Raw genomic sequence first — 21,335 nt, 5'->3', positions numbered from 1 at the left:
GGCGGGTCAGCTCCGTCCGGTCGGCCGCTCCACGGCGCGGCTCAGCGCATTCGAGGCGACCACCGCCAGGACGGCGATGGCCGTGGCCATGGCGCACAGCGTCAGGGCGCGGCCCTCGCCGCCGGGCTGTTGCACCGCCTGATATATGGCCGTCGGCAGCGTCAGGGTCTCGCCGGGAATGGCGGCCGCGAAGGTGATGGTCGCGCCGAACTCGCCGAGCGCCTTGGCGAAACCGAGCACCGCCCCGGCGATCAGGCCGGGGCCTGCGAGCGGAACGGTGATCCTCAGCAGCCGCATCAGGGGGCGCGCGCCGAGGGTCATGGCGACCTCATCGACTTCGGGATCGATCGCCTCGATGGCGAGGCGGATGGGCCGGACCATCAGCGGAAAGGCCATCACGGCCGCGGCCAGCGCCGCGCCAGTCCAGTCGAAGGCGAACACGATCCCGAACTCGGCCAGAAGCCCGCCCAGCGGGCCGCTGCGGCCGAGCAGGATCAGCAACCCGTAGCCCGTCGCCACGGGCGGCAGGACCAGCGGCAGATGGACAAGCGCATCCAGCAGCGAGCGGCCCGGGAATCGTCCGCGCGCCAGCAGCAGGGCCACGCCGAACGCGACGGGCATGGAGAACAGCATCGCCGCCGCCGCCACCTTCAGGGACAGGGCGATTGCGGCCAGATCGTCGGGTGTCAGCGGGCTCACCCGGCCGGCGCGGCGAGCAGGACCTCGACCGCCACGCCCGCCTCGGCCAGCGCGCGGATCTCGCGCGGGTCGATCGGGCCGGTGACCAGCCGCACCACCTGCCGGCCGGCGCGGGCGAGCGCGATCAGATGCTCGGCGCCGGCGTCGCCAAGGGTCAGGCGTCCTGCGTCGCGACGGGCCATCGCGAGGATCGCCGGCTCCACGCCGTCCGGGACGACAAGGCAGTCGGCTTCGGACAGGACCCGGGCCGCCCGCATCGTCAGAAGGTCGGAAGGCCCCCTGCCGGCGACGAACCGGACCAGGCCACGCGGCTGGACGCCGCGCACCAGCGCCTCCTTCAGCAGGGCCGAGGCCCGCTCCATGTCGCCGTCCAGCGCGGCCTGCGACGTCGGGCTGGAGAGGATTTCACGCAGGAAGGCGCGTCGTGCGGTCGGGTCGGGCAGGGCCTCGCGCACCTCGGCCTGATGCTGGCGCAGCAGGGCGGCGACGCGGCCCGAGCCCTCAGGAATGCGGGTTTCGATGGCGTTGCGGATCAGCGCGGCCAGCATCGGCGCGCCGCCGCCGGTGCCGACGGCGGCCACGACCTCGCCCCGGTCGATCAGGGCGGGCGTGAAGAAGTCCGACAACTCCGGCCGATCGACCACATTGACCAGCGCCCGCGCCGCCCGCGCCGCGCCGGCCGCCGCCTGCACGAACAGGTCGTCGCCGGCGATGAACGCGAGGATCGCGCCGGAATAGGCGCCGGCGAGAAAGGCGCTGGGCCCCTCAAGCCGAACGATCACCGCCGGCGAACCCTCGAACAGCCGCGCCTTCGCTTCGGCGGCCTCGCCGACGCCGGCGACGACCACCTTGCGGCCGGTCAGGGGAAAGAAGGCTGGGAAGGCGTCCACCGGCGGTTCAGACCTTCCGGCACTGACGATAGGGGCGCCCGGGGAAGCCCGATAGCTGGGAGATCAGCGTCTCCGACCCGTTCAGTCTCAGGGGCCAGTCGCCCCGCACGGCAAAGTAGTCGACGCTCGACATCATGACCGCGTCGTCGAGCGTCTCGGTCATGCCGCCGGCTGTGATCGTAACTCTGCGCGGCTCCGTCTGCCAGACAGCGGTCAGCATCCGGCCATCCTCGCAGCGATAGCGCACGGTCCCGGCCGGTGGAGGCGCTGTGGCGCAACCGGCGAGCACGAGCAGCGCAACGGTGGCGAGCGCCTTCATCAGCGCGCCGCGCAGTTTCTGTAAGGGCCGCCGGGGAAGCCGGACAGAAGGGCGCCGTCCCCCTTGCCCCAGATCTCATAGGCGCCCGCGGCATAGCGGGCGCCGGACGCCGACCGCGCCGACGGCAGGCTTTTCGTCATGCCGCCCGCCGACACCCGGACCCTGTCGCCCGGCTGGTTCCAGGCCGCCGTGAACCCCTTGCCGCCATCGCAGCGGTACGTGATCGCGCCGCTGTCGGTCCCCGGCGACGGCGCGGTGGCGCAGCCGGCGAGGGTCAGGCCCAGAAGGGTGACGAGGGGCAGGCGGCGCATGAGGCGTTCCTAGTTCAGGGTCTTCAGATAGCCGATGATCGCCGCGCGCGCTTGCGGTTGCGCCACACGCGCGAACATCCGGGTGCCGGGGGCGAAGGTCGAGGGCGCGGCCAGATAGGCGTCGAGGCTCGCGTCCGTCCAGGTTCCGCCCTTGGCCTTCAGGCCCGAGGAAAACGCGAAGCCCGGCGCCGCCGCGATCTTGCGCCCGGCGATCCCCTTGAGGCTCGGGCCGGCCGGGCTGCTGACCCCGGTGACCGTATGGCAGGTCCTGCACTGGGCGTTGTAGAGCGCCTGACCATCCTGGGCGGCTGCGGGGAAGCCGGCCGTCAGGGTCAGGGCGGCGGCGAGGACGAGACGCATGATCTTGCTCCGGCTGGGATTTCCAAGCCTAGCGCAGGCCCGAGAAAAATTCACTGGCGCGCTGAAGCCTTAACAGCGTTAAGATAGAGCCGGCCGCGGGACTTGCCAGACCTGCGGCGAGAACAGAACGCAGACTGGGGAACGTTCACAGATGGCCACGACCTTCGACATCAACGGCAAGTCCGTCAGCACAAAGGCGGCGGACGACACGCCCCTGCTGTGGGTTATTCGTGACGAACTCGGCCTGACCGGCACGAAGTACGGTTGCGGCATCGCCCAGTGTGGCGCCTGCACGGTTCACATCGACGGCCAGCCGGCGCGGTCCTGCCAGACGCCCGTCAGCGCCGTAGCCGGCATGAAGATCACGACGATCGAGGGCCTCGGCGGCCACCATCCGGTGCAACAGGCCTGGGTCGCGGCCGATGTGCCGCAGTGCGGCTACTGCCAGTCCGGCCAGATCATGAGCGCCGCGGCGCTGCTCACCGAGAAGAAGCAGCCCAGCGACGCCGACATCGACGCCGCCATGAGCGGCAACATCTGTCGCTGCGGCGCCTACCAGCGCATTCGCTCGGCGATCAAGGATGCCGCCGGTATCGCCGCCGCCCTGCCGGCCAAGGCGTGAGGGACGGGACCATGAACGCTAACAGCAAGACGATCGAACCCTCCCGCCGCGACCTGGTGGTCGGCGCCAGCCTGGTCGGCGGCGCCCTGCTGGTCGGCTGCTCGCCCGCCGATCTGCTGGCGGCAGGCGCCAAGACCGAGGTCGGCGCCTTCGGCCCCTTCATCAAGATCGCCGCCGACGGCGCGGTGACAGTGATCTCCAAGCACATCGAGTTCGGCCAGGGCAGCCACGCCGGTCTGGCGGCCATCGTCGCCGAGGAACTGGACGCCGACTGGACCCGCGTCGTCATCGAACAGGCGCCCGCCAACGCAAAGGTCTACGCCAACCTCGGCATGGGCGCACAGGGCACCGGCGGGTCGACGGCCATCGCCAACAGCTGGGACCAGCTGCGCAAGGCCGGCGCGGGCGCGCGGGCCATGTTCGTCCAGGCCGCCGCCGCCAAATGGAAGGTTCCGGCGACCGAGATCGCCGTCAAGGATGGCATCCTCAGTCACAAGAGCGGCAAGTCCTCCGGGTTCGGCGACCTGCTCGCAGACGCGGCCAAGGCGACGCCGCCGGAAGCCGTGACGCTGAAGGACCCCAGGACCTTCGCCCTGATCGGCACGGACCGCGTGCGGCGCAAGGACAGTCTGGCCAAGAGCACCGGCGCAGCCCGCTTCACGCAGGATGTCCAGGAACCCGACCTGCTGGTCGCCATGGTCGCCCATGCGCCGAAGTTCGGCGCGAAGGTGAAGAGCTTCGACGCGACCGCCGCCAAGGCTGTGCCCGGCGTGGTCGAGGTCTACGAGATTCCGACCGGTGTGGCGGTGGTGGCCAACGACACCTGGTCCGCCAGCAAGGGCCGCGACGCCCTGAAGGTCGTGTGGGACGAGTCGAAGGCCGAGAAACGCAGCTCCGACCAGATTATGGCCGAGTTCCAGGCCGCCGGCGCCGGCAAGGGTCCGAAGGACCTGAAATGGGTTCCGTTCGATTCCAAGGGCGATGCGAGCAAGACCTCCGACGGCGAGGTGTTCGAGGCGACCTACGACTTCCCCTACCTCGCCCATGCGACGATGGAGCCGATGAACGCGGTCGCCCGGGTCAAGGGCAACAGCGTGTCCATGAGCTTCGGGTCGCAGGCGCCGACCATCGACCAGCTCAGCGCCGCCAAGATCGTTGGCACCCTGCCCGGCGCCGTGAAGATCGAAACCCTGTTCGCCGGCGGATCGTTTGGCCGGCGGGCCAATTTCCAGTCTGACTACGCGGCCGAGTGCGTACACATCGCCAAGAAGGTCGGCGGCGGGCGCCCGGTCAAACTGGTCTGGACCCGCGAAGACGACATGCGGGCCGGCTATTTCCGGCCGATCGTCCATCACAATGTCAGGATCACCCTCGACAAGGACGGCTACCCGGCCGTCTGGCGCCAGCGGGTGGTCACCCAGACCCTCATGAAGGGCTCGCCCATGCCGTCGTCGGGCGATATCGACGCATCGGCGGTCGAGGGCGCGCTCGGCTCGCCCTATCTGAAGGCCACGCCCGTGGTCGACGCCCAGCTGGCCCTGCCCGACATCGGCGTGCCGGTGCTGTGGTGGCGGTCTGTGGGCGCGACGCACACGGCCTTCGTGATGGAGCACACCATCGACCAGCTGGCCCGCAAGGCCGGCAAGGATCCGATCGAGTACCGCCGCACCCTCTACACTCGCGCCGGCGCCAAGCGGCATCTGGCGGTGATGGATCTGGCGATCGCCAAGGCCGGCCCCACGCCCGCCGGCGTCGCGCGCGGCATCGCGGTGCATGAGTCGTTCGGCTCGGTGGTCGCCCAGATCGCCGACGTGGACCTCAGCGGCGCCGAGCCCCGCGTGGGCCGGGTGGTCACCGCGATCGACTGCGGCACGGCGATCGCGCCGAACCAGGTCGCCGCCCAGATGGAAGGCGGCACCTGCTACGGCCTGTCGGCGGCCCTCTACGGCGAAGTCACGCTGAAGGACGGCGCGGTCCAGCAGACCAACTTCGACACCTACCGCGTCCTGCGAATGAACGAGTCGCCGACGGTCGAGACGCACATCCTGCCGTCCGGCAACGCGCCGACCGGCGCGGGCGAGCCCGGCACGCCGGTCATCGCTCCGGCCGTCGCCAACGCCATGCTCGGCGCCGGCAAGGCCGCGACCTATCGTCTGCCGTTCGTCCGCTCGGTGTAGATGCTCCCCTTCGGGGGAGCTGTCAGGCGCAGCCTGACTGAGGGGGGCGCCCGAGACCGGAGCGGACCCCCTCCGTCTCGCCTAGCGGCGATCCACCTCCCCCGACGGGGGAGGATCTCGCTCATCCACATCGAACAGCACCCCCTCGTCCCCCGTCGGGATGAGCGACAGGCCGTGGGTCATGGCGTTGAGCAGCCAGCCAGCGCCCCGGTCTCCCGCGAGGGACAGCAGGGCGGGAAACAGCTCGGCGGAGAACAGCGCCGGATGTCCGCGCCGCCCGTTGCACACCGGCGCGGCCGCACGCGCGCCGGCCGCCAGGGCCTGGGCCAGCTTCGACGCGATGTCGTGCGGAATGCGCGGCATGTCGCCCAGGAAAACGAACGCGCCGGCGGTATCCGGGGGCAGGGCGCCGACGCCGGTTCGCAGCGACGCGCCCATCCCCTCCGCATGCAGGCTGTTGCGCACCAGATGCAGACGCGCGGCCTCGCCCGTCCGATCCGCATAACGACTCGCGGCTTCGAGCACCGCCTCGTCGGCGCCCCAGACCACCGTCACGGACCGCACCGGCGCGGCGAAGGCGGCGTCCAGCGCGGCGTCCAGCAGCAGGCCCTCGCCCCACGGCGCGGTCAGCTTGCCGCCGCCGAAGCGGGTTCCCGATCCCGCCGCCAGCACGATGGCCTCAAGAGCCCCTGTCTTCACGCCCGTCTCCATCCTATTCTGGGAACCGTATGACGCCCGCGCCCGCCCGTCCCGCCCTGATCGACGGCTTCGGCCGCACCGTGACCTATCTGCGGGTCTCGGTGACGGACCGCTGCGACCTGCGCTGCGTCTACTGCATGGCCGAGAAGATGGTCTTCCTGCCCAAGGCGGAGGTGCTGACGCTCGAGGAGCTTGACCGGGTCAGCAGCGCCTTCATCAGCCTGGGCGTACGCAAGCTGCGTCTGACCGGCGGCGAGCCGCTGGTGCGCAAGGGCTTCATGGGCCTGGTTGAAGGCCTGTCGCGGCATGTGACGTCGGGGGCGCTGGACGAGCTGACCCTGACCACCAATGGCACCCGGCTGGCCGAGTTCGCCGCCGATCTGGCCCGGCTGGGCGTGCGGCGGGTCAATGTGTCGATGGATACGCTCAGGCCGGACCTGTTCCGCACCCTGACCCGTGGCGGCGATCTGGCGAAGGTCATCGCCGGGATCGACGCGGCGCAGGCCGCCGGCATCGCGGTCAAGGTCAACGCCGTCGCCCTGGCGCAGGACAACGCCGCCGAGATCCCGCAGCTGATCCAGTGGGCGCACGGCCGGGGGCTCGACATGACCCTGATCGAGACCATGCCGCTGGGCGAGGTCGAGGCGGACCGCACCGACCAGTTCCTGTCGCTGGAGCAGGTCCGGCGCGAGCTTTCCAGCTACTGGACCCTGACCGACCTGCCGCTGAACACCGGCGGTCCCGCGCGCTATGTCCGGGTCGAGGAGACCGGTGGCCGGCTGGGCCTGATCACGCCGCTGAGCCATAACTTCTGCGAGGCCTGCAATCGCGTCCGGCTGACCTGCACCGGGACCCTGCACACCTGCCTTGGCCGCGAGGACGCGTCCGACCTGCGCGCGGTGCTTCGCGCGGGCGCCAGCGACGAGGACCTGATCGAGGCGATCCGCCATGCGGTCGACGCCAAGCCGCAGGGGCATGATTTCCAGATTGCGCGGGGCGAGGCGCCGGCGACCCGCCGCCACATGTCCACCACGGGCGGCTGAGATGGCGCGGGTGCTGCTGTTCGGTCGACTCGCGGACATCGCCGGCTGGCGCGACGCCGCGATTGAGGCGTCCAGCCTCTCCGGTCTGCGCGACACCCTGACCGCCGCTGACACGGCGCTGGGCGAGGCCCTGGCCGGGCCGGGCGTCCAGGCCGCCGTCGACAAGGTGATTGTCCGCGGCGACGTCGCCCTGTCCGCCGGGTCCGAGGTCGCCTTCCTGCCGCCGATGAGCGGCGGATGACCGTTCGCCTGCAATCCGAACCGTTCGAGCCCGGCGACCTGCTGACCGCCTTCAGCGCGGGGCGGGGTGAAACGGGCGCCGTGGTCAGCTTCACGGGGCTGACCCGCGCCGAGCATGGCCGCACCACCACGCTGGAACTGGAGGCCTATCCCGGCTTCACCGACAGCGAGATCACCCGCATCGGCGAGGCGGCGGCGGCGCGCTGGGGCCTGCAGGACTGGCTGGTTGTGCACCGGGTCGGACCGATCGCGCCCGGCGAGGCGGTGGTGTTCGTGGCCACCGCGTCGGCGCACCGGCGCGAGGCGTTCGAAGCCTGCGACCACCTGATGGACTACCTCAAGAGCCGCGCGCCCTTCTGGAAGAAGGAGCATGGCCCGGACGGCGCCCGCTGGATCGAGCCGACCGATCGTGACAGGACAGACGCTGAACGCTGGGAGACCTGAATGACCTCGCCCTTCCCCATCGGCGGCAAGATCGACGAGAGCCTGGCGGTGACGCCGGTGCGCGTGGCCGTTCTGACCGTGTCCGACACCCGCGACGAAGAGAGCGACACCTCCGGTCATCTGCTGGCCGAGCGCGTGAAGGGCGCCGGGCACGAGCTCGCCGACAAGCGGATGGTGCGTGACGACGTCGCCCAGATTCGCCAGCAGATCGAGGCCTGGGTCGCGTCCGGCTCGGTCGACGCCATCGTCACCACCGGCGGCACCGGCCTGACCGGCCGCGATGTGACGCCGGAAGCCGTGCGCCCCCTTTTCGACAAGGAGATCGACGGCTTTTCGGTGATCTTCCACCTGGTCAGCCACCAGTCGGTGGGGCTGTCCACGCTCCAGTCCCGAGCCCTGGCGGGGCTGGTGAAGGGGGTGTTCGTCTTCTGCCTGCCGGGCTCCAACGGCGCGGTGAAGGACGGCTGGGACAAGGTCATCGCCGCCCAGCTCGACAGCCGTCATCGCCCCTGCAACATGGTCGAGCTGATGCCCCGGCTCCTCGAGCAATGAGCAAGCTGACCCACATCGACGCCGAGGGCCGCGCCCGGATGGTCGACGTCTCCGACAAGCCGTCGACGGCGCGTGAGGCGGTGGCCACCGGTCTGGTGCGGATGGCTGCGGCGACCCGCGACCTCGCCCTGTCCGGCGATGCGAAGAAGGGCGACGTGCGCGCCACCGCCGAGATCGCCGGGGTGATGGCGGCCAAGAAGACGTCGGACCTGATACCGCTATGCCATCCGCTGGCCCTGTCGAAGGTCGAGGTGTCGGTGACGCCGCACGAGGATGGCCTGGCGGTGACCGCGCGGGTCAAGACCACCGGCCCGACCGGGGTGGAGATGGAAGCCCTGACCGCCGTCTCGGTCGCCTGCCTGACGATCTACGACATGCTCAAGGCCGCCGACAAAGGCATGGTGATCGAGGCGGTGCGGCTGGAGCTGAAGACCGGCGGCAAGTCAGGCGAGTGGAAGCGGCTGCATACGCTGTAGTCCTCACGCTTCCCGACCACCCTTTCCCGCGGGCTCGCGGCGGCCCTGCTCATGGACCGCTCCGCGGCCGCGCAGCGGCGACCCCGAAGGGATCGTCCTTGACCAGGACGACCGTCCGGAGCGCATCATTCCATCAAGGCCAACGGGCGAGTGTCATCAGATGGGTTGAGGAGGCGAGAGCGCACACTCACCACCTCGCCCACCGCCGCCACCGCCACCTCCCACGGCGCCTTGCCGCCGAGGTCGAGGCCGATGGGCGCGCGCAGCTTGCCGATGGCCGCCTCGTCCAACCCCGCCGCCCTCAGCAGCGCCAGCCGCTCCGCCAGCCGCTTCCGTGCGCCCAGCAGGCCGACATATGGCGCTGCCGAGGGCAGGGCGGCCAGGAGCGCCGCATGGTCGATCTCCAGGTCGTGGCTGCAGACCGCCACCGCCGTCCAGGCGTCGAGCCCAATGGCCGCCAGCGCGGCGACCGGATCGTCCCGGCGATAGGCGACGCCGCTCAGCGGCGGCGGGGTGGCAGGCCCTCGCGGCCGCACCAAAGTCGTCTCGAACCCCGACTGGGCGCCCAGCTGCGCGATGGCCAGCGCCGTGGGATCCCCGCCGATCACCGCCAGCCGCCAGACCGGATCGTGCCGCCTGATCAGCGCGCCCGGCCAGGCCTCCGCCGCTTCGGCGCAGATCCGGCGCTCGCCGTCCGATATCCAGACCGCCGGGCGTCGCGCGTCCATCAGCCGGAAGAGATCGGCCGCCCCAGCGTCGTCCGGCGCGATCCGCTCGATCAGGATCTCGATCCGCGCGCCGCAGAGCAGGCGGATGTCGGGCCAGGGGCTGCCCTCGCCATAGACCAGCCGGCGCGGCGCTCCGTCGGCCAGGCAGGCCCGGGCGTGTCCCGCGACATCGCCCTCGACACAGCCGCCGGAGAGGAAGCCTGACACCCGCCCTTCGGCGAACACCATCTGGGTTCCGACAGGCCTTGGCCCGCCGTCGCCGAGCGCGGCGATGGTCGCCAGCACGGCCGGCTTGCCCGCCGCGAGGGCGGCGCGCAGGGCGGGTCTCTGATCGTCGGTGAGGCCGTAGTCCGGCCACTCGGGAAGCGGGGTGTCCATCGGCCGGACATTAACCCCCGCTAAACGCTCTCGATACCGCTTCCTTAAGGGGTTGGCGCGCATGGTTACGGCTGACTTCACCACGAAGCCGGGAAGGAACCCCGATGGGGCGCGCCGCCTTCATACCCGCTCCGCCCGCCCCGAAAGGGGGTCCGCGCCTGCGCGCGGCCGGCTGCCGGCTGTGGGACAGCGACGGCGCCGAGCGCATCGACTTCGACATGGCCGGGGGCTCGGCCCTGCTCGGCCATGCCCATCCCGCGATTGAATCCGCCATTGCCGACGGCCTGCCCCGCGAGGGCGTTGTCGAGGCCGCCCTGTCCGGGTTGCTGCCCGGCTCGAGCGCCGTCCGCTTCTGCGCCGAAGAATCCCAGGCGCTGCCCGCCGCCATTGACGCCGCCCGGCGTGCGACCGGTCGCCGTCGCGCCGCGGTCTGGGACGTCGAGGCCGGCGTCTACGGCGGCGTCGACGATCTGGCCGCGATCATTGTCGACCCGCTCGGCGCCGCGCCCGGCGACCTGGCCGCCGTCCGCCGCACCGCGGACGCCGCCGGGGCTGTGCTGATCTTCGACGAGGGCGCCTCCGCCTTCCGCGTGCATGAGAACGGCGCCCAGGGGCTGACCGGCGTGTCGCCCGACCTGGCCGTATTCGGATCGGCGATCGCCAACGGTCGATCCATCGGCGCCATAGCCGGCCACACCGACCTGATCTTCGCCCTTGATCCCGAGGACCTGCCCGCCCCGTCTATGGCTTCGCTGGCCGCCGCCGGCGCAACGCTCAGGCTGCTGGCTCTCGACCCGGTCGCGCCGCGCCTGCGGGTGCTGGGCGCCGAGCTGCAGGCCGAGGTCGCCGAACTCACGCGCGCCGCGGGGGCGGAAAAGCTGTTTGCGCTCGCCGGCGACCCGTCGCTGCCCACGCCGCTGTTCGCCCGCCCGCAGATCGAGGGTCTCTGGCTGCGCGACATGGCCGGCCGGGGCTTTGTCGTCGTCGGGCCGCACGCCCTGTCCGCCGCGCATGGCGAGCCGGAAGTGGCCGCCCTGATCGCCGCCTACGCCGCCCTGCTGCCAAAATTCGCCGAGGAGGGCCGTCGTCTGGGCCCGATCCCGCGTGCAGCCTTTGTTTACGACGTCCGTCCAGAAGGACACGCATGAACCCTCTGCTCTCCAAGCTTGGTCTGGGCTCGGCCCAGTTCGTTCCCGGCGCGTCCATGCCGGCGCGCGGACGCACGCCCGAGGTCGAGGCGCGGGACATCCTGACGATCGCCGCCCGGGGCGGTCTGTCGGTGTTCGACGCGTCCGGCTGCTGGGGACGGTCCGAAACCCTGCTCGGCGAGCTGATGCCGCGTCCGCTGCCGTTCCGGCTCGTGATCGCCACGGTCCGTCCCGACAGGGGTCCTGATTTCGTTGAAGGCGAGCTGCGCGCGAGCCTCGCCCGCCTGGCCGTGACCCACGCGGACGCTGTGGTCGTGCCGCTGGCCGGCGATCTGTTCGGTCCGCAGGGCATGGCCATGTGGACCCGCCTGCAACAGCTGCGCGACAGCGGCCTGATCGGCAAGATCGGCATCTCGCTGCACTCCACCGACGATCCCGTCGGAGTCGTGCGCCGCTTCAAGCCGGACCTGATCCAGGCGCCCGCCTCCCTGCTCGACCAGCGCATGCTGGTCGACGGCACGCTGGAGCGGATCGCCGGCATGGGGGTCGAGGTGCAGCTGCGCTCGATCTTCCTCAACGGCCTGCTGTTCCTGCCGCTCGATCGTATCCCGACGCCGCTGAAGGGTGCGTCCGGGTCGCTGTCGCGGGTGCGGCGCATGATTGCCGAGGGCCGCAGCGATCCGCTGCAGGCCGCGCTCGGCTTCGCCCTGTCGCGTCCCGAGGCCAGCACGGTGCTGGTCAATGTCACCACCGCCGCGGAGCTGTCGGCCGTCATCGCCGCCGCCGCCAGCCCGCCTCCCGATCTCGACTGGAACGAGATGGCCATCGACGACCCGGTGGCCCTCGATCCCCGCAGGTGGGCCGCCGCCTAGGGCCGCCCACCCCGGCAACGCTCAGAAGGAGCACGCCAATGACCCTCGCCATCGTCCAGGCCCGGATGGGCTCCAAACGGCTCCCCGGCAAGGCTCTCGCCCCGCTCGGCGGCCAGCCGATGATCTGGCGTCAGCTCGAGCGCCTCAAGGCCGCCCGCACCCTGACACGCATCGTCGTCGCGACCAGCTGCGAGCCAGGCGATGACGCCCTGGCCGCCTGGCTGGTGTCGCAGGGCCAGGCCGTGTTTCGCGGCGCGCCCAGCGACCTGCTCGACCGGTTCTCGCGCTGCGCGGTCTCGGCCGGCCCGGCCGGCCACGTCGTGCGGATCAAGGGCGACGCGCCCTTCGTAGACCCCCGGATCATCGACGAAGCGGTCCGCATGGCGGTCGTCAGCGGCGCCGACTACGTCTCCAACCGCGAACCGGCCAGCTATCCGCGCGGGCTCGAGGTCGAGGTGATCGCCACGCCGGCCTTGATGGCGGCCGCCGCAGAGCCGCGCGAAGTGAGGGCGCGGGTTTCGCCCACCGCCTTCATTCGCGCCAACCCGGGCCGGTTCTCACAGGCCAGTTTCAGCAACGCGCGCGACCTCTCCGCCCTCGACTGGCGGGTCAAGACCTCCGCTGATCTGGCCTTCGCCCGCTCGATCTACGGCGCCCTGTACGCCGCCGACCCCGGCTTCGGCATGGCCGACGTGCTGGACATCGTCGGCGGACGTCAGGACCTGGCCCGGCTCAGTTACGCAGCCTGAAGCCGACGAATAGGCCCCGGCCCGCCTCGCTGTAGCCGAGCGACTGCTGGTAGTCCGCGTCGGTCAGGTTCACCACGCGCGCCGTCAGCTCGAGCCTGTCGGTGAGCGCCCAGCCGCCTGACAGACTGGCGGTAGTGAATCCGCCGCGCCGGGCCGCCGAGAAGGTCGAGGGATCGGAATCGGCCTGATCGCCTTCCGCCCGAACGGTCAGCGCCGCCTTCAAACGCGCCCCGGTCCAGAGCAGCGTGACCGAGCCGGCGTTTTCCGGCGCGCGGATCAGCTCCGCGCCGGTCGTCTCGTCCACCGCGTCCGTGAAGGCATAGGCGGCCTTGACGCTGAAGCGCTCACTCAGCTGCGCCTCGACCTCGGCCTCGATCCCGGTGGTCAGGGTGCGGTCGATGTTCACGTAGCGACCGACGCCGTAGCTGATCTGGTCCGCGACCTCGAGCCGGTAGCCGGTGAGCCTTGCGAACAGCCGGCCATCGCCTGATCGCCAGTCGACGCCCAGATCCCAGCCCTCGGCGGTCTCCGGCGTCAGGCCGGTCGAGGGACCCGCCGGGAAGCAGAAGTCGCAGACGGTCTGGCTGATGGTCGGGGCCTTGAAGCCCTGTCCGAAGCTCGCCGATACGGTGAAGCCCCCGTCGAGCGCGATCACGCCGGCAACGCGCGCGGTGGTCCGCGCGTCGTACGCGTCCGGCGCGTCATGGCGCAGGCTTGCAGTCACCGAGACACGGTCGGCAGGCGCGAACCGGAGCACGCCGAAGATCGAGCCGGCGCCGAGATCGGCCGTCGCGCCGGTGCTGATCGAGGCCTCGGTGTCATCGCGTTCGATCCCGACCAGGAAAGCGAACGGGTCGCGCGCCGCGCCGCGCCCGGCGGTCCAGCGCAGGGTTTTGCGCCGCGCGTCATAGCTGGAGCTGAAGGCCGAGATGTTGTCGCGGGTCAGGTCGTAGACGCTGACGTCGAACACCTGGTCGAGGCCCAGCAGGTTGTCAGCCGTGAGACGGGCGAAGCCGGTCCAGCTGCGGCTCGTCGACCGGTCGGCGGTGTCGCCGAAGGTGAAGAAGGCGTCGTAGCCGTCGAGGTCGGTATCGGCCTCGTTGTAGCGGACACGGCCGTCGAGGCGCACCGTGTCGCTGAGGGTCAGGCGGCCGTTCGCGCCGGCGGTCCAGTTGGCGAAGCCGTCCTCTTCGGTTCCGCCGGCCGCCTTGGAGACGCCGTCGCTGGAATAGGCCGATGCGGACAGCCCGAACGCGCGGCGGTCATCTGAAGCACCGAACGCGGCCGTACCCCGCACCGTGCCGAGGGACCCGGCCTCCGCCGAGGCGCGCCAGCCGTCCAGCTCGCGGGTGGTGAGGGCGATCGCGCCGCCGATGGCGTCCGAGCCCCACAGCGAACCCTGCGGTCCCGACAGGATCTCGATTCGTTCAACGTCGCCCAGGTCGAGGCTGGAGAAGTCGTAGCCGCCGTTGGGGCTGGACGGGTCGTTCTGCACCACCCCGTCGATCAGCAGCAGGGTCTTGTCGGCGCTCGCGCCGCGCATGCGCACATAGGTGACGCCGCCGAAGTCACCGTTCCGGCTCAGGGACAGGCCGGGAAGGGTCTCGAGGATGTCGCCGGCGAAGGTCGCCTGGCTGGCCTCGATGTCGCCGGCGGTGATCACCCGGACGCCGGGCGCGTCGCCGATCCGGCTTTCCAGACGGGTCGCTGTGACAATCAGTTCGTCGACGTCGGTCGGGCCCGGTGTCTCGGCGCGAGCGGTCGAGGCCAGGGCCAGCAAGGCCGTGGTGGTCAGTAACAGGCGCGTCATGGCGCAGGTCCTTGTTCAAGGAGCCCGCGCGGCGTCGCGTGGCGGAGGTGGGTCCAAAGCGAACGCCCGCACGCCGGCGGACGGTCGCTTCGACGGGAAGGCATGCCTTCCCCGCGCCATCAGCCTGGACCCGGGCTGCGGACGAGCGACGACGGCGGCAGGTCTCCTGGCTTGCGGATCACCGGACCTCGTCCCGCCTTCCCGGTTTCCCAGTGGCGTCGCCTTCGCGAATGGACGCGGCCCTAACCGCTGACAGTTGCGGGCACAGCCGGGGACTTTCACCCCGTTCCCTCTTGGCCCCCCGGAAGGGGAACCGCCTGTGCCCGTTATGGGGGATGGGCGGGTGCGGTGCAACATCGCCCTCCCTCCCGGTGAACGGGAGGGAGGGGCGACTCGTTATCCCCAGGCGCCGTACGGATCGACGAACGGCTTGCCGAGCGCTTCGGCCACGGCGGGGTGGGTCAGTTCGCCCTTCAGGACGTTCAGGCCCTTGGCCAGATGCCGATCGCGCGCGAGGGCGTCCAGGCCGTGGTCGGCGAGCGCCAGGCCGAACGGCAGGGTGGCGTTGCCGAGAGCCTCGGACGAGGTGCGCGGTGCGGCGCCGGGCATGTTGGCCACGCAGTAGTGGACCACGCCGTCGACGACATAGGTCGGCTCGGCATGGGTCGTCGGGTGGCTGGTCTCGAAACAGCCGCCCTGGTCGATCGAGACGTCCACCAGCACCGAGCCCGGCTTCATGCGGGGCAGGTGCTCGCGCCGGACCAGCTTGGGGGCCGCCGCGCCGGCGGTCAGCACCGCGCCGATGACCACGTCGGCCTTGAGAATCTCGTCCTCGACGGCGTCGAGCGTCGAATAGCGGGTCAGGACCCGGCCCATGAAGATGTCGTCCAGCTCCCGCATACGGGGGATTGACCGCTCGAGGACCACGACCTCCGCATTGAGGCCCATGGCCATCCGGGCGGCGTTCATGCCGACCACGCCGCCGCCGAGCACAGCGACGCGCGCCGGCGGCACGCCGGGCACGCCGCAGAGCAGCAGGCCCATGCCGCCATTGTGCTTCAGCAGGGTCTCGGCGGCCGAGAAGACGGCGATCCGGCCGGCCACTTCACTCATCGGCGCGAGTAGCGGCAGACCGCCCCGCGCGTCGGTGACCGTCTCATAGGCGATCGCCGCGCAGCCTGACTTTACAAGGCCTTCGGTCTGGGCGGGATCGGGCGCCAGGTGCAGGTAGGTGAACAGGATGTGGCGCGGCTCCAGCCGCTCCCACTCGACCTTCTGCGGCTCCTTGACCTTCACGATCATGTCCGCGCCGGCGAACACGGCGTCGCCGTCAGCGACGATGGTCGCCCCGGCGCGACGGAAGGCCTCGTCGGCATAGCCCGCGCCCTGTCCGGCGCCGGCCTCGACGATCACCTGGTGACCGTGGGCGACGTACTCGCGAACCGCGGTGGGGGTCAGACCCACCCGATGTTCGCCAGGCTTGATCTCCGCCGGAACTCCAACGCGCATGGTCATTTCCTTCCCAGGGTATTTGGCGCGGGAAATGTCCCGCAAATGACGCAAGGTCAAGCACGTTCTTGCCACGGCTCGCCTGAGACGGGAGCCGACTCGTGTGCGGATTGACCCGCTGGCAGGCTTGGGCTCACATCGTTCACTTTAGAACACTCAAGGCCCGGGAAGGGCTCCCATGACGCCGTCCGACAACACCCCCTCCGATCCCGCCGCCGAGCCCGCGACGAACGCGGACCAGCCTCTGGCCATGGACCGGACCACAGCGAAGCGACCGGTCTGGGCCAACTGGCATCTGCCGGTCGGCGCCATCGCGGCGATCGCCCTGGCGGCAGGCTTCGGCGGCGGCCTGGTGACGGCCAGCGTGCTGGGCGGGGGCATGGGCGGGAAGGGTGGCTCCGGTCCCGCCGGCTCTGTCGCCTCTGGTCCGGCCGAGAAGCCTTCTCTGTGGTCGATGTTCGGCAAGCCCCGCTCCGCCGGCGCGCCACGACGCGGCATTCCCAAGCCCGAGGGCTTCGCGGTCTGGAAGACCCGCCTCGACACCAGCAAGTCCGAGCCGCTGGCCTGTATCGAGATGACCAAGGCTCTCGATCCCGGAAAGGCCTACGCCGACTTCGTGCTGGTCTCGCCGGATCTGGGCGGAACGCCCGCGGTCAGCGTCAATCAGTCCAACAAGGCCGAACTCTGCATCGGCGGCCTCGGCCTGACCGAGCGCCGCGTGACCCTGCTCAAGGGCCTGCCCGGCGCGGGCGGCCAGACGCTGGCGACCAATGCCGACGTCGACTTCACCTTCGGCGAAAAGCCGGCCTATGTCGGGTTCGCCGGCGACGGCGTGATCCTGCCGCGCGAGGACGCCGACGGCGTGGGCATCGAGACGGTCAACGTCACCCGCCTGTCGATCGAGGTCTGGCGCGTCACCGACCGCAATCTGGTCCGCACTTCGATCAGCGCGCCCGATCCCACGGGCGAAGGCGACTGGCCGGGCGACTACGGCGACGACAGCCCCAATGACGAGGGCCGCGTGATCTGGAAGGGCGACATCGCCGTCCGCGGCGGCGCCGGTGAGCGGGTCACGACCGTCTTCCCGCTGGGCGCGGTACTCAAGGAGATGCAGGCCGGCGGCTATGTCATCAAGGCGCGCGACGCCTCGTCCAAACCCACGGCCGCTGACGACCAGGACGAGGACGGCGAAGGCACCCAGCCCGCCCAGGCCCGTCGATGGATCGTCTTCACCGACATGGCGATGGTCGCCTACGACGGCGCGGAGTCGCTCGACGTCGTGGTGCGGTCGCTGAAGACCGCCCGGGTCCTGCCCGGCACGCGCGTGGCGCTGGTGGCCAAGAACGGCGAGACGCTCGCCGAGGCGCGCGCCGACAGCTCCGGCCGGGTCCGTTTCCTGCGCCCGCTGCTGGAAGGCGACGGGGCGATGCATCCGAAGATGGTTATGGCCTACGGCGGGCAGGGCGACCTGGCCGTGCTCGATCTCGACCGCTCGCCGGTCGATTTGTCGAAGCAGGGCATGGGCGGTCGCAACGCGCCGACCGGCGACGAGGAGACGGGCGGTCGGGTCCCCGGCGGCGAGATCGACAGCTACATCTACGCCGATCGCGGGATCTATCGTCCGGGCGAAACCGTGCACCTCTCGGCCCTGATCCGGGACCTGCAGTCGCGCGCGGTCAAGGACCGCAAGGGCGTCCTGATCATCAGCCGCCCTTCGGGCGTCGAGTTCAAACGGGTCGCGTTCGATCGCGCGCCGACCGGCGCCGTCACCGCCGACATCGCCCTGCCCAGGAGCGCGCCGCGCGGCCGCTGGCGGGTGAGTCTGCAGGTCGAAGGCATCAAGGCCGCGGCCGGCGCCATGTCGTTCTCGGTCGAGGACTTCGCGCCGCAACGGCTGGCCGTCAGCACGGACGGCCGCGAGTCGACCCCCCTGGCCGCCGGCGAGACGCGCCAGGTCTCGGTCATCGCCCGCTTCCTCTATGGCGCCGCCGGCGCGGGTCTGCAGACCCAGGGCGAGGCGCGGATCATGGTCGATCCGAACCCCTTCCCGACGTTCAAGGACTACGAGTGGGGCGACCAGCAGAACGGCTTCGACGAGAAGTTCCTCGAGCTCGGCTCGTCGGTCACCGACGGTGACGGCAAGGCGATCCTGTCGCTCGGCACGGGCGATGTCGGCGAGACCTCCGCGCCGCTGAAGGCCACTGTGACCGCCTCGGTGTTCGAGCCCGGCGGCCGGCCGGTGCGCGAGAGCCTGTTCCTCAAGGTCCGCACCAAGCCCGTCTATCTGGGCGTGAAGGTCGAACAGGGCGACGCCAGCAACGGCAACGCGGCGCCGGTGGCGCTGAACTTCATCGCCGTCAACGCGAAGGGCGAGCGTATCGCCGCGCCCGGCGCGACCTACAGCCTGATCGCCGAAAACTGGGACTATGACTGGTTCCAGCAGGACGGCCGCTGGCAGTGGCGCCGGACCAGCCGTGATGTGGTTGTCCAGAAAGGCAGCCTGAACATCGGCGCCGGCGGGGCCGCGCGGATCGCGCGCCGGCTCGGCTGGGGCGACTACCGCGTGGTGGTCGAGGCCCCGGGCGGGGTGAAGAGCGTTATCCGCTTCGCTGCCGGCTGGGGCGCGCCGGCCAAGGACGCCGAGGCGCCGGACTTCGTGCGGATCACCGCAGGGACGGGCGTTCACGCCCAGGGCGATTCCGTCACCCTGACGATCAAGGCGCCTTATGCGGGCGAGGCCCAGGTGGCCGTCGCGACGGACCGGGTCATCGAGTTCAAGACCTTCTCGGTCGGGCCGAACGGCGGCTCGGTGACGCTCAAGACCGACGCCTCCTGGGGCGGCGGCGCCTATGTGCTGGTCAGTGTGATCCAGCCCCGCGATCCGTCCGCAACGCCCAAGCCGCGGCGTGCGCTCGGCCTCATGTACGTGCCGCTCGACCCCAAGGGCCGCAAGCTGGCGGTGGAACTGGGCACACCGGTGAAGCTGAACAGCCGCGCGCCGGTCGAGGTGCCTGTCACGGTCAAAGGGCTCGGCGTCGGCCAGCGCGCCCGCCTCACCGTCGCGGCGGTCGACGAGGGCATCCTGCGCCTGACCAAGTTCGACACGCCCGATCCGGTGAAATGGTACTTCGGCAAGCGCGCGCTGACGCTCGACTACCGTGACGACTACGGTCGCCTGCTGGATCCCAACCTCGGCGCGCCCGCCAACGTCAACTTCGGCGCCGACCAGATCGGCGGCGAGGGCCTGACCGTGACGCCGATCAAGTCGGTGGCCCTGTGGTCCGGCGTGGTCGAGACCGGACTGGACGGCAAGGCGCGGGTCAAGCTGCCCGCCGCCGAGTTCAACGGCGAACTGCGGGTGATGGCCGTGGCCTGGACCGACGAAGCCGTCGGCTCGACCGCCAAGCCGATGACCGTCCGCGAGGCCGTTGTGGCCGACCTGAACCTGCCGCGCTTCCTCGCGCCGGGCGACCGGCCGTTCGCGACGCTCGAACTGCACAATGTGGAGGGCGCGGCAGGCGGCTACACGGCCGAGACCCGCTCCTCGGGCGGCGTCGTGATGACGTTCAAGAAGCTGTTCCAGCTGGCGCTCGGCCAGCGGGTCGCCGAACGGATTGCGTTCGACGCCCCGACCCGGTCCGGCATCGGCAAGGTCGGCTTCTCGGTCTTCGGTCCGGGATTCTCGACGTCGAAGGACTATCCGATCCAGACCCGTCTCGGCTGGAGTCCGATCACCCGTACGACCATCGACCTGCAGAAGCCCGGCGAGGCGTTCACGCCGTCGGCCCAGCTGCTGTCGGGCCTGGCGGCGGGCGATGTCAGCCTGCAGGTCAGCTACTCGCCGTTCCGCGGCTTCGACCCCGGACCGATCGCGGTGTCGCTGTCGCGCTACCCCTACGGCTGCACCGAACAGGTGGTGTCGGTCGGCTATCCGCTGCTCTACGCCCGCGAAATGGCCGCCGATCCGAAGAAGCGCTCGTCCTCGGCGGGGCTGAACGATGCGGTCGGCCGCCTGCTGGATCGCCAGACCCTCGACGGGGCCTTCGGCCTCTGGCGGGTCGGCGACGGCGAGGCTGACGCCTGGCTCGGCGCCTATGCGACGGACTTCCTCTGGGAAGCGAAGCAGCGCGGCGCGCCCGTGCCGGAGGCGGCCATGGACCGCGCCCTGTCGGCCATGCGCCAGATCAGCCGTCCCGACGGCTGGGCCAGCGTCTCCTACCGGCTCGAATACCCCGAGTGGTGGTACCGCAATCCGGCCGACTCGAAGAAGGCCACCGAGCGGATGCGCAGCCGCGCCTCGGCCTACGCCCTCTATATCCTGGCCAAGGCCGGTCGCGGCGACCTCGCCCGCCTGCGCTGGTGGCACGACGTCCATATGAAGGACGACGACTCGCCGCTCGCCCGCGCCCAGATCGGCGCCGGCCTGGCCCTGATGGGCGACAAGGCCCGCGCCCGGTCGTCCTTCAAGCGGGCGGTCGCTTCGCTCGGCTATCGCGACGAGGCGGACTGGTACCAGAGCCAGCTGCGCGACCTCGCCGCGATCATCGCCCTCGCCTACGAGGCGGACCAGGGCGACATCGCCCGCGGCCTGCAGGGACGGCTGGAGAACGCGGTCCGTGACCCCGACGCGCTGAACACCCAGGAGCAGGCCCGCCTGCTGCAGGCGGCGTCCTTCATGTTGAAGGCGGCCGGGGTGATGCGGATCGATGCGACCGGCGCCACGGCGCTGACCTCGGCGGGCGGCGCGACGCGCTGGTCCGTCGGCCGTCTCGCCGACGCGGTGTTCACCAACAAGGGCTCCGGCGCCCTGTGGCGGACGATCACCGTGCGCGGCACCACGGTCGATGCGCCGGGCGCCGAGGGCAACGGTCTTTCGGTCGACAAGCGGTTCTTCACCATGCAGGGCGGGGCGGTGAACCTCTCGTCCCTGCGCCAGGGCGACCGTGTGATCGTGCTGGTCTCCGGCCGGTCCGGCCAGGGGCGCACCGTGCCGCTGGTCGTCGACGACGCCCTGCCGGCCGGCTGGGAGATCGAGACCGTGCTCAATCCCGAGGACGCCAAGACCGGGCCGTTCAAGTTCCTCGGCGAACTGTCGGGAGCGGACGTGCAGGAAGCGCGCGACGATCGCTACATCGCCGCCCTCGACCTCGCCGGGTCACGCCCCTTCGCCATGGCCTATGTGGCCAGGGCCGTGACGCCGGGAGAGTTCTTCCTGCCGGCGCCGGAAGCGCGCGACATGTACCGGCCGAGCGTCAATGCGCGCGGATCGGCGAGCCGCACGACCATCGCGCCGGGGAGCTAGACCTCAA

The 21,335-nt window shown here is 71.0% G+C and carries 20 protein-coding genes and 1 riboswitch; of the genes, 11 read left to right on the top strand and 9 right to left on the bottom strand.

Features of this window, described 5'->3' with window-relative positions:
• Positions 1-6: 6 nt before the first annotated feature.
• From modB to AC3WJT_RS01135, 5 genes are read right to left on the bottom strand one after another with little or no spacing between them, the layout of a single operon-like run.
• Positions 7-699 carry a molybdate ABC transporter permease subunit gene (gene modB / locus AC3WJT_RS01155; RefSeq protein WP_492341231.1) on the bottom strand — a complete coding sequence of 231 codons (693 nt, stop codon included), beginning with the start codon at positions 697-699 and terminating at the stop codon, positions 7-9.
• Entirely contained in the window at positions 696-1,589 is an 894-nt protein-coding gene (locus AC3WJT_RS01150; RefSeq protein WP_492341230.1) for an NAD(P)-dependent oxidoreductase, read from the bottom strand. Before AC3WJT_RS01150 ends, modB begins: the two co-directional genes overlap by 4 nt.
• Before the next feature lie 7 nt (positions 1,590-1,596).
• Positions 1,597-1,908: a hypothetical protein gene (locus AC3WJT_RS01145; protein WP_492341229.1), complete on the bottom strand. Its 312-nt coding sequence runs from the start codon at positions 1,906-1,908 to the stop codon at positions 1,597-1,599.
• On the bottom strand, positions 1,908-2,219 hold the full coding sequence (locus AC3WJT_RS01140; protein ID WP_492341228.1) for an MliC family protein: 312 nt from the start codon (positions 2,217-2,219) through the stop codon (positions 1,908-1,910). Before AC3WJT_RS01140 ends, AC3WJT_RS01145 begins: the two co-directional genes overlap by 1 nt.
• A gap of 9 nt (positions 2,220-2,228) precedes the next feature.
• Positions 2,229-2,579: a c-type cytochrome gene (locus AC3WJT_RS01135; RefSeq protein ID WP_492341227.1), complete on the bottom strand. Its 351-nt coding sequence runs from the start codon at positions 2,577-2,579 to the stop codon at positions 2,229-2,231.
• A gap of 151 nt (positions 2,580-2,730) precedes the next feature.
• On the opposite strand from AC3WJT_RS01135, the gene AC3WJT_RS01130 reads away from it, so the two are divergent.
• Positions 2,731-3,201 carry a (2Fe-2S)-binding protein gene (locus AC3WJT_RS01130; RefSeq protein WP_492341226.1) on the top strand — a complete coding sequence of 157 codons (471 nt, stop codon included), beginning with the start codon at positions 2,731-2,733 and terminating at the stop codon, positions 3,199-3,201.
• 11 nt (positions 3,202-3,212) lie between these two features.
• Positions 3,213-5,378, top strand: a complete 2,166-nt coding sequence (locus AC3WJT_RS01125; RefSeq protein WP_492341225.1) for a xanthine dehydrogenase family protein molybdopterin-binding subunit — start codon at positions 3,213-3,215, stop codon at positions 5,376-5,378.
• An 81-nt stretch (positions 5,379-5,459) separates the two neighbouring features.
• On the opposite strand, the gene AC3WJT_RS01120 is transcribed toward AC3WJT_RS01125, so the two are convergent.
• Positions 5,460-6,077, bottom strand: coding sequence for a nucleotidyltransferase family protein (locus AC3WJT_RS01120; protein ID WP_492341224.1), 618 nt, complete (start codon positions 6,075-6,077; stop codon positions 5,460-5,462).
• Between the two features lie 29 nt (positions 6,078-6,106).
• On the opposite strand from AC3WJT_RS01120, the gene moaA reads away from it, so the two are divergent.
• The 5 genes from moaA to moaC are packed head-to-tail and all read left to right on the top strand — an operon-like array spanning position 6,107 to position 8,832.
• Positions 6,107-7,120, top strand: a complete 1,014-nt coding sequence (gene moaA / locus AC3WJT_RS01115; protein ID WP_492341223.1) for a GTP 3',8-cyclase MoaA — start codon at positions 6,107-6,109, stop codon at positions 7,118-7,120.
• A 1-nt stretch (position 7,121) separates the two neighbouring features.
• On the top strand, positions 7,122-7,361 hold the full coding sequence (locus AC3WJT_RS01110; protein WP_492341222.1) for a MoaD/ThiS family protein: 240 nt from the start codon (positions 7,122-7,124) through the stop codon (positions 7,359-7,361).
• Entirely contained in the window at positions 7,358-7,804 is a 447-nt protein-coding gene (locus tag AC3WJT_RS01105) for a molybdenum cofactor biosynthesis protein MoaE (RefSeq protein WP_492341221.1), read from the top strand. The genes AC3WJT_RS01110 and AC3WJT_RS01105 overlap by 4 nt, the downstream gene beginning before the upstream one ends.
• Positions 7,805-8,356: a molybdenum cofactor biosynthesis protein B gene (moaB, locus tag AC3WJT_RS01100; protein WP_492341220.1), complete on the top strand. Its 552-nt coding sequence runs from the start codon at positions 7,805-7,807 to the stop codon at positions 8,354-8,356.
• Positions 8,353-8,832: a cyclic pyranopterin monophosphate synthase MoaC gene (moaC, locus tag AC3WJT_RS01095; protein WP_492341219.1), complete on the top strand. Its 480-nt coding sequence runs from the start codon at positions 8,353-8,355 to the stop codon at positions 8,830-8,832. Before moaB ends, moaC begins: the two co-directional genes overlap by 4 nt.
• A 125-nt stretch (positions 8,833-8,957) precedes the next feature.
• Here moaC and AC3WJT_RS01090 read toward each other — a convergent pair whose 3' ends face one another.
• Positions 8,958-9,938 (bottom strand): XdhC family protein, encoded by a 981-nt coding sequence (locus AC3WJT_RS01090; protein ID WP_492341218.1) that lies wholly within the window; start codon positions 9,936-9,938, stop codon positions 8,958-8,960.
• A 104-nt stretch (positions 9,939-10,042) separates the two neighbouring features.
• Here AC3WJT_RS01090 and AC3WJT_RS01085 point away from each other — a divergent pair, with 104 nt between their 5' ends.
• From AC3WJT_RS01085 to AC3WJT_RS01075, 3 genes are read left to right on the top strand one after another with little or no spacing between them, the layout of a single operon-like run.
• Positions 10,043-11,086, top strand: coding sequence for a PLP-dependent aminotransferase family protein (locus AC3WJT_RS01085; RefSeq protein WP_492341217.1), 1,044 nt, complete (start codon positions 10,043-10,045; stop codon positions 11,084-11,086).
• Positions 11,083-11,958 (top strand): bifunctional regulator KidO, encoded by an 876-nt coding sequence (locus AC3WJT_RS01080; protein WP_492341216.1) that lies wholly within the window; start codon positions 11,083-11,085, stop codon positions 11,956-11,958. Before AC3WJT_RS01085 ends, AC3WJT_RS01080 begins: the two co-directional genes overlap by 4 nt.
• A 38-nt stretch (positions 11,959-11,996) precedes the next feature.
• The gene (locus tag AC3WJT_RS01075; protein WP_492341215.1) at positions 11,997-12,707 is read left to right on the top strand and encodes a cytidylyltransferase domain-containing protein; all 711 of its coding nucleotides are present in this window, start codon (positions 11,997-11,999) and stop codon (positions 12,705-12,707) included.
• Here AC3WJT_RS01075 and AC3WJT_RS01070 read toward each other — a convergent pair.
• Positions 12,691-14,517, bottom strand: a complete 1,827-nt coding sequence (locus AC3WJT_RS01070) for a TonB-dependent receptor plug domain-containing protein (protein WP_492341214.1) — start codon at positions 14,515-14,517, stop codon at positions 12,691-12,693. The genes AC3WJT_RS01075 and AC3WJT_RS01070 overlap by 17 nt on opposite strands.
• Before the next feature lie 139 nt (positions 14,518-14,656).
• Positions 14,657-14,850, bottom strand: a riboswitch (cobalamin riboswitch).
• Between the two features lie 63 nt (positions 14,851-14,913).
• A complete protein-coding gene (ald, locus tag AC3WJT_RS01065; protein ID WP_492341213.1) occupies positions 14,914-16,026 on the bottom strand; it encodes an alanine dehydrogenase in 1,113 nt (370 codons plus the stop codon).
• Between the two features lie 178 nt (positions 16,027-16,204).
• Between ald and AC3WJT_RS01060 the strand changes: the two genes are divergently transcribed.
• Positions 16,205-21,328 carry an alpha-2-macroglobulin family protein gene (locus AC3WJT_RS01060; RefSeq protein ID WP_492341212.1) on the top strand — a complete coding sequence of 1,708 codons (5,124 nt, stop codon included), beginning with the start codon at positions 16,205-16,207 and terminating at the stop codon, positions 21,326-21,328.
• The last annotated feature ends 7 nt before the right edge of the window (positions 21,329-21,335 follow it).

The organism is Caulobacter sp. FW305-C-30-S16, from assembly GCF_058783025.1.
The sequence above is the reverse complement of the archived record's forward strand: the minus strand, read 5'-3'. Positions and strand labels throughout refer to the sequence as shown.

What these genes read in the sequence shown, in the direction of transcription:
- AC3WJT_RS01075 (WP_492341215.1), top strand. Translation starts at nt 11,997, where the DNA reads ATGACCCTCGCCATCGTCCAGGCCCGGATGGGCTCCAAACGGCTCCCC.
- moaC (WP_492341219.1), top strand. Translation starts at nt 8,353, where the DNA reads ATGAGCAAGCTGACCCACATCGACGCCGAGGGCCGCGCCCGGATGGTC.
- moaB (WP_492341220.1), top strand. Translation starts at nt 7,805, where the DNA reads ATGACCTCGCCCTTCCCCATCGGCGGCAAGATCGACGAGAGCCTGGCG.
- AC3WJT_RS01060 (WP_492341212.1), top strand. Translation starts at nt 16,205, where the DNA reads ATGACGCCGTCCGACAACACCCCCTCCGATCCCGCCGCCGAGCCCGCG.
- ald (WP_492341213.1), bottom strand. Translation starts at nt 16,026, where the DNA reads ATGCGCGTTGGAGTTCCGGCGGAGATCAAGCCTGGCGAACATCGGGTG.
- moaA (WP_492341223.1), top strand. Translation starts at nt 6,107, where the DNA reads ATGACGCCCGCGCCCGCCCGTCCCGCCCTGATCGACGGCTTCGGCCGC.
- AC3WJT_RS01080 (WP_492341216.1), top strand. Translation starts at nt 11,083, where the DNA reads ATGAACCCTCTGCTCTCCAAGCTTGGTCTGGGCTCGGCCCAGTTCGTT.
- AC3WJT_RS01070 (WP_492341214.1), bottom strand. Translation starts at nt 14,517, where the DNA reads ATGACGCGCCTGTTACTGACCACCACGGCCTTGCTGGCCCTGGCCTCG.
- AC3WJT_RS01125 (WP_492341225.1), top strand. Translation starts at nt 3,213, where the DNA reads ATGAACGCTAACAGCAAGACGATCGAACCCTCCCGCCGCGACCTGGTG.
- AC3WJT_RS01140 (WP_492341228.1), bottom strand. Translation starts at nt 2,219, where the DNA reads ATGCGCCGCCTGCCCCTCGTCACCCTTCTGGGCCTGACCCTCGCCGGC.
- AC3WJT_RS01090 (WP_492341218.1), bottom strand. Translation starts at nt 9,938, where the DNA reads ATGGACACCCCGCTTCCCGAGTGGCCGGACTACGGCCTCACCGACGAT.
- AC3WJT_RS01110 (WP_492341222.1), top strand. Translation starts at nt 7,122, where the DNA reads ATGGCGCGGGTGCTGCTGTTCGGTCGACTCGCGGACATCGCCGGCTGG.
- AC3WJT_RS01085 (WP_492341217.1), top strand. Translation starts at nt 10,043, where the DNA reads ATGGGGCGCGCCGCCTTCATACCCGCTCCGCCCGCCCCGAAAGGGGGT.
- AC3WJT_RS01130 (WP_492341226.1), top strand. Translation starts at nt 2,731, where the DNA reads ATGGCCACGACCTTCGACATCAACGGCAAGTCCGTCAGCACAAAGGCG.
- AC3WJT_RS01145 (WP_492341229.1), bottom strand. Translation starts at nt 1,908, where the DNA reads ATGAAGGCGCTCGCCACCGTTGCGCTGCTCGTGCTCGCCGGTTGCGCC.
- AC3WJT_RS01105 (WP_492341221.1), top strand. Translation starts at nt 7,358, where the DNA reads ATGACCGTTCGCCTGCAATCCGAACCGTTCGAGCCCGGCGACCTGCTG.
- AC3WJT_RS01135 (WP_492341227.1), bottom strand. Translation starts at nt 2,579, where the DNA reads ATGCGTCTCGTCCTCGCCGCCGCCCTGACCCTGACGGCCGGCTTCCCC.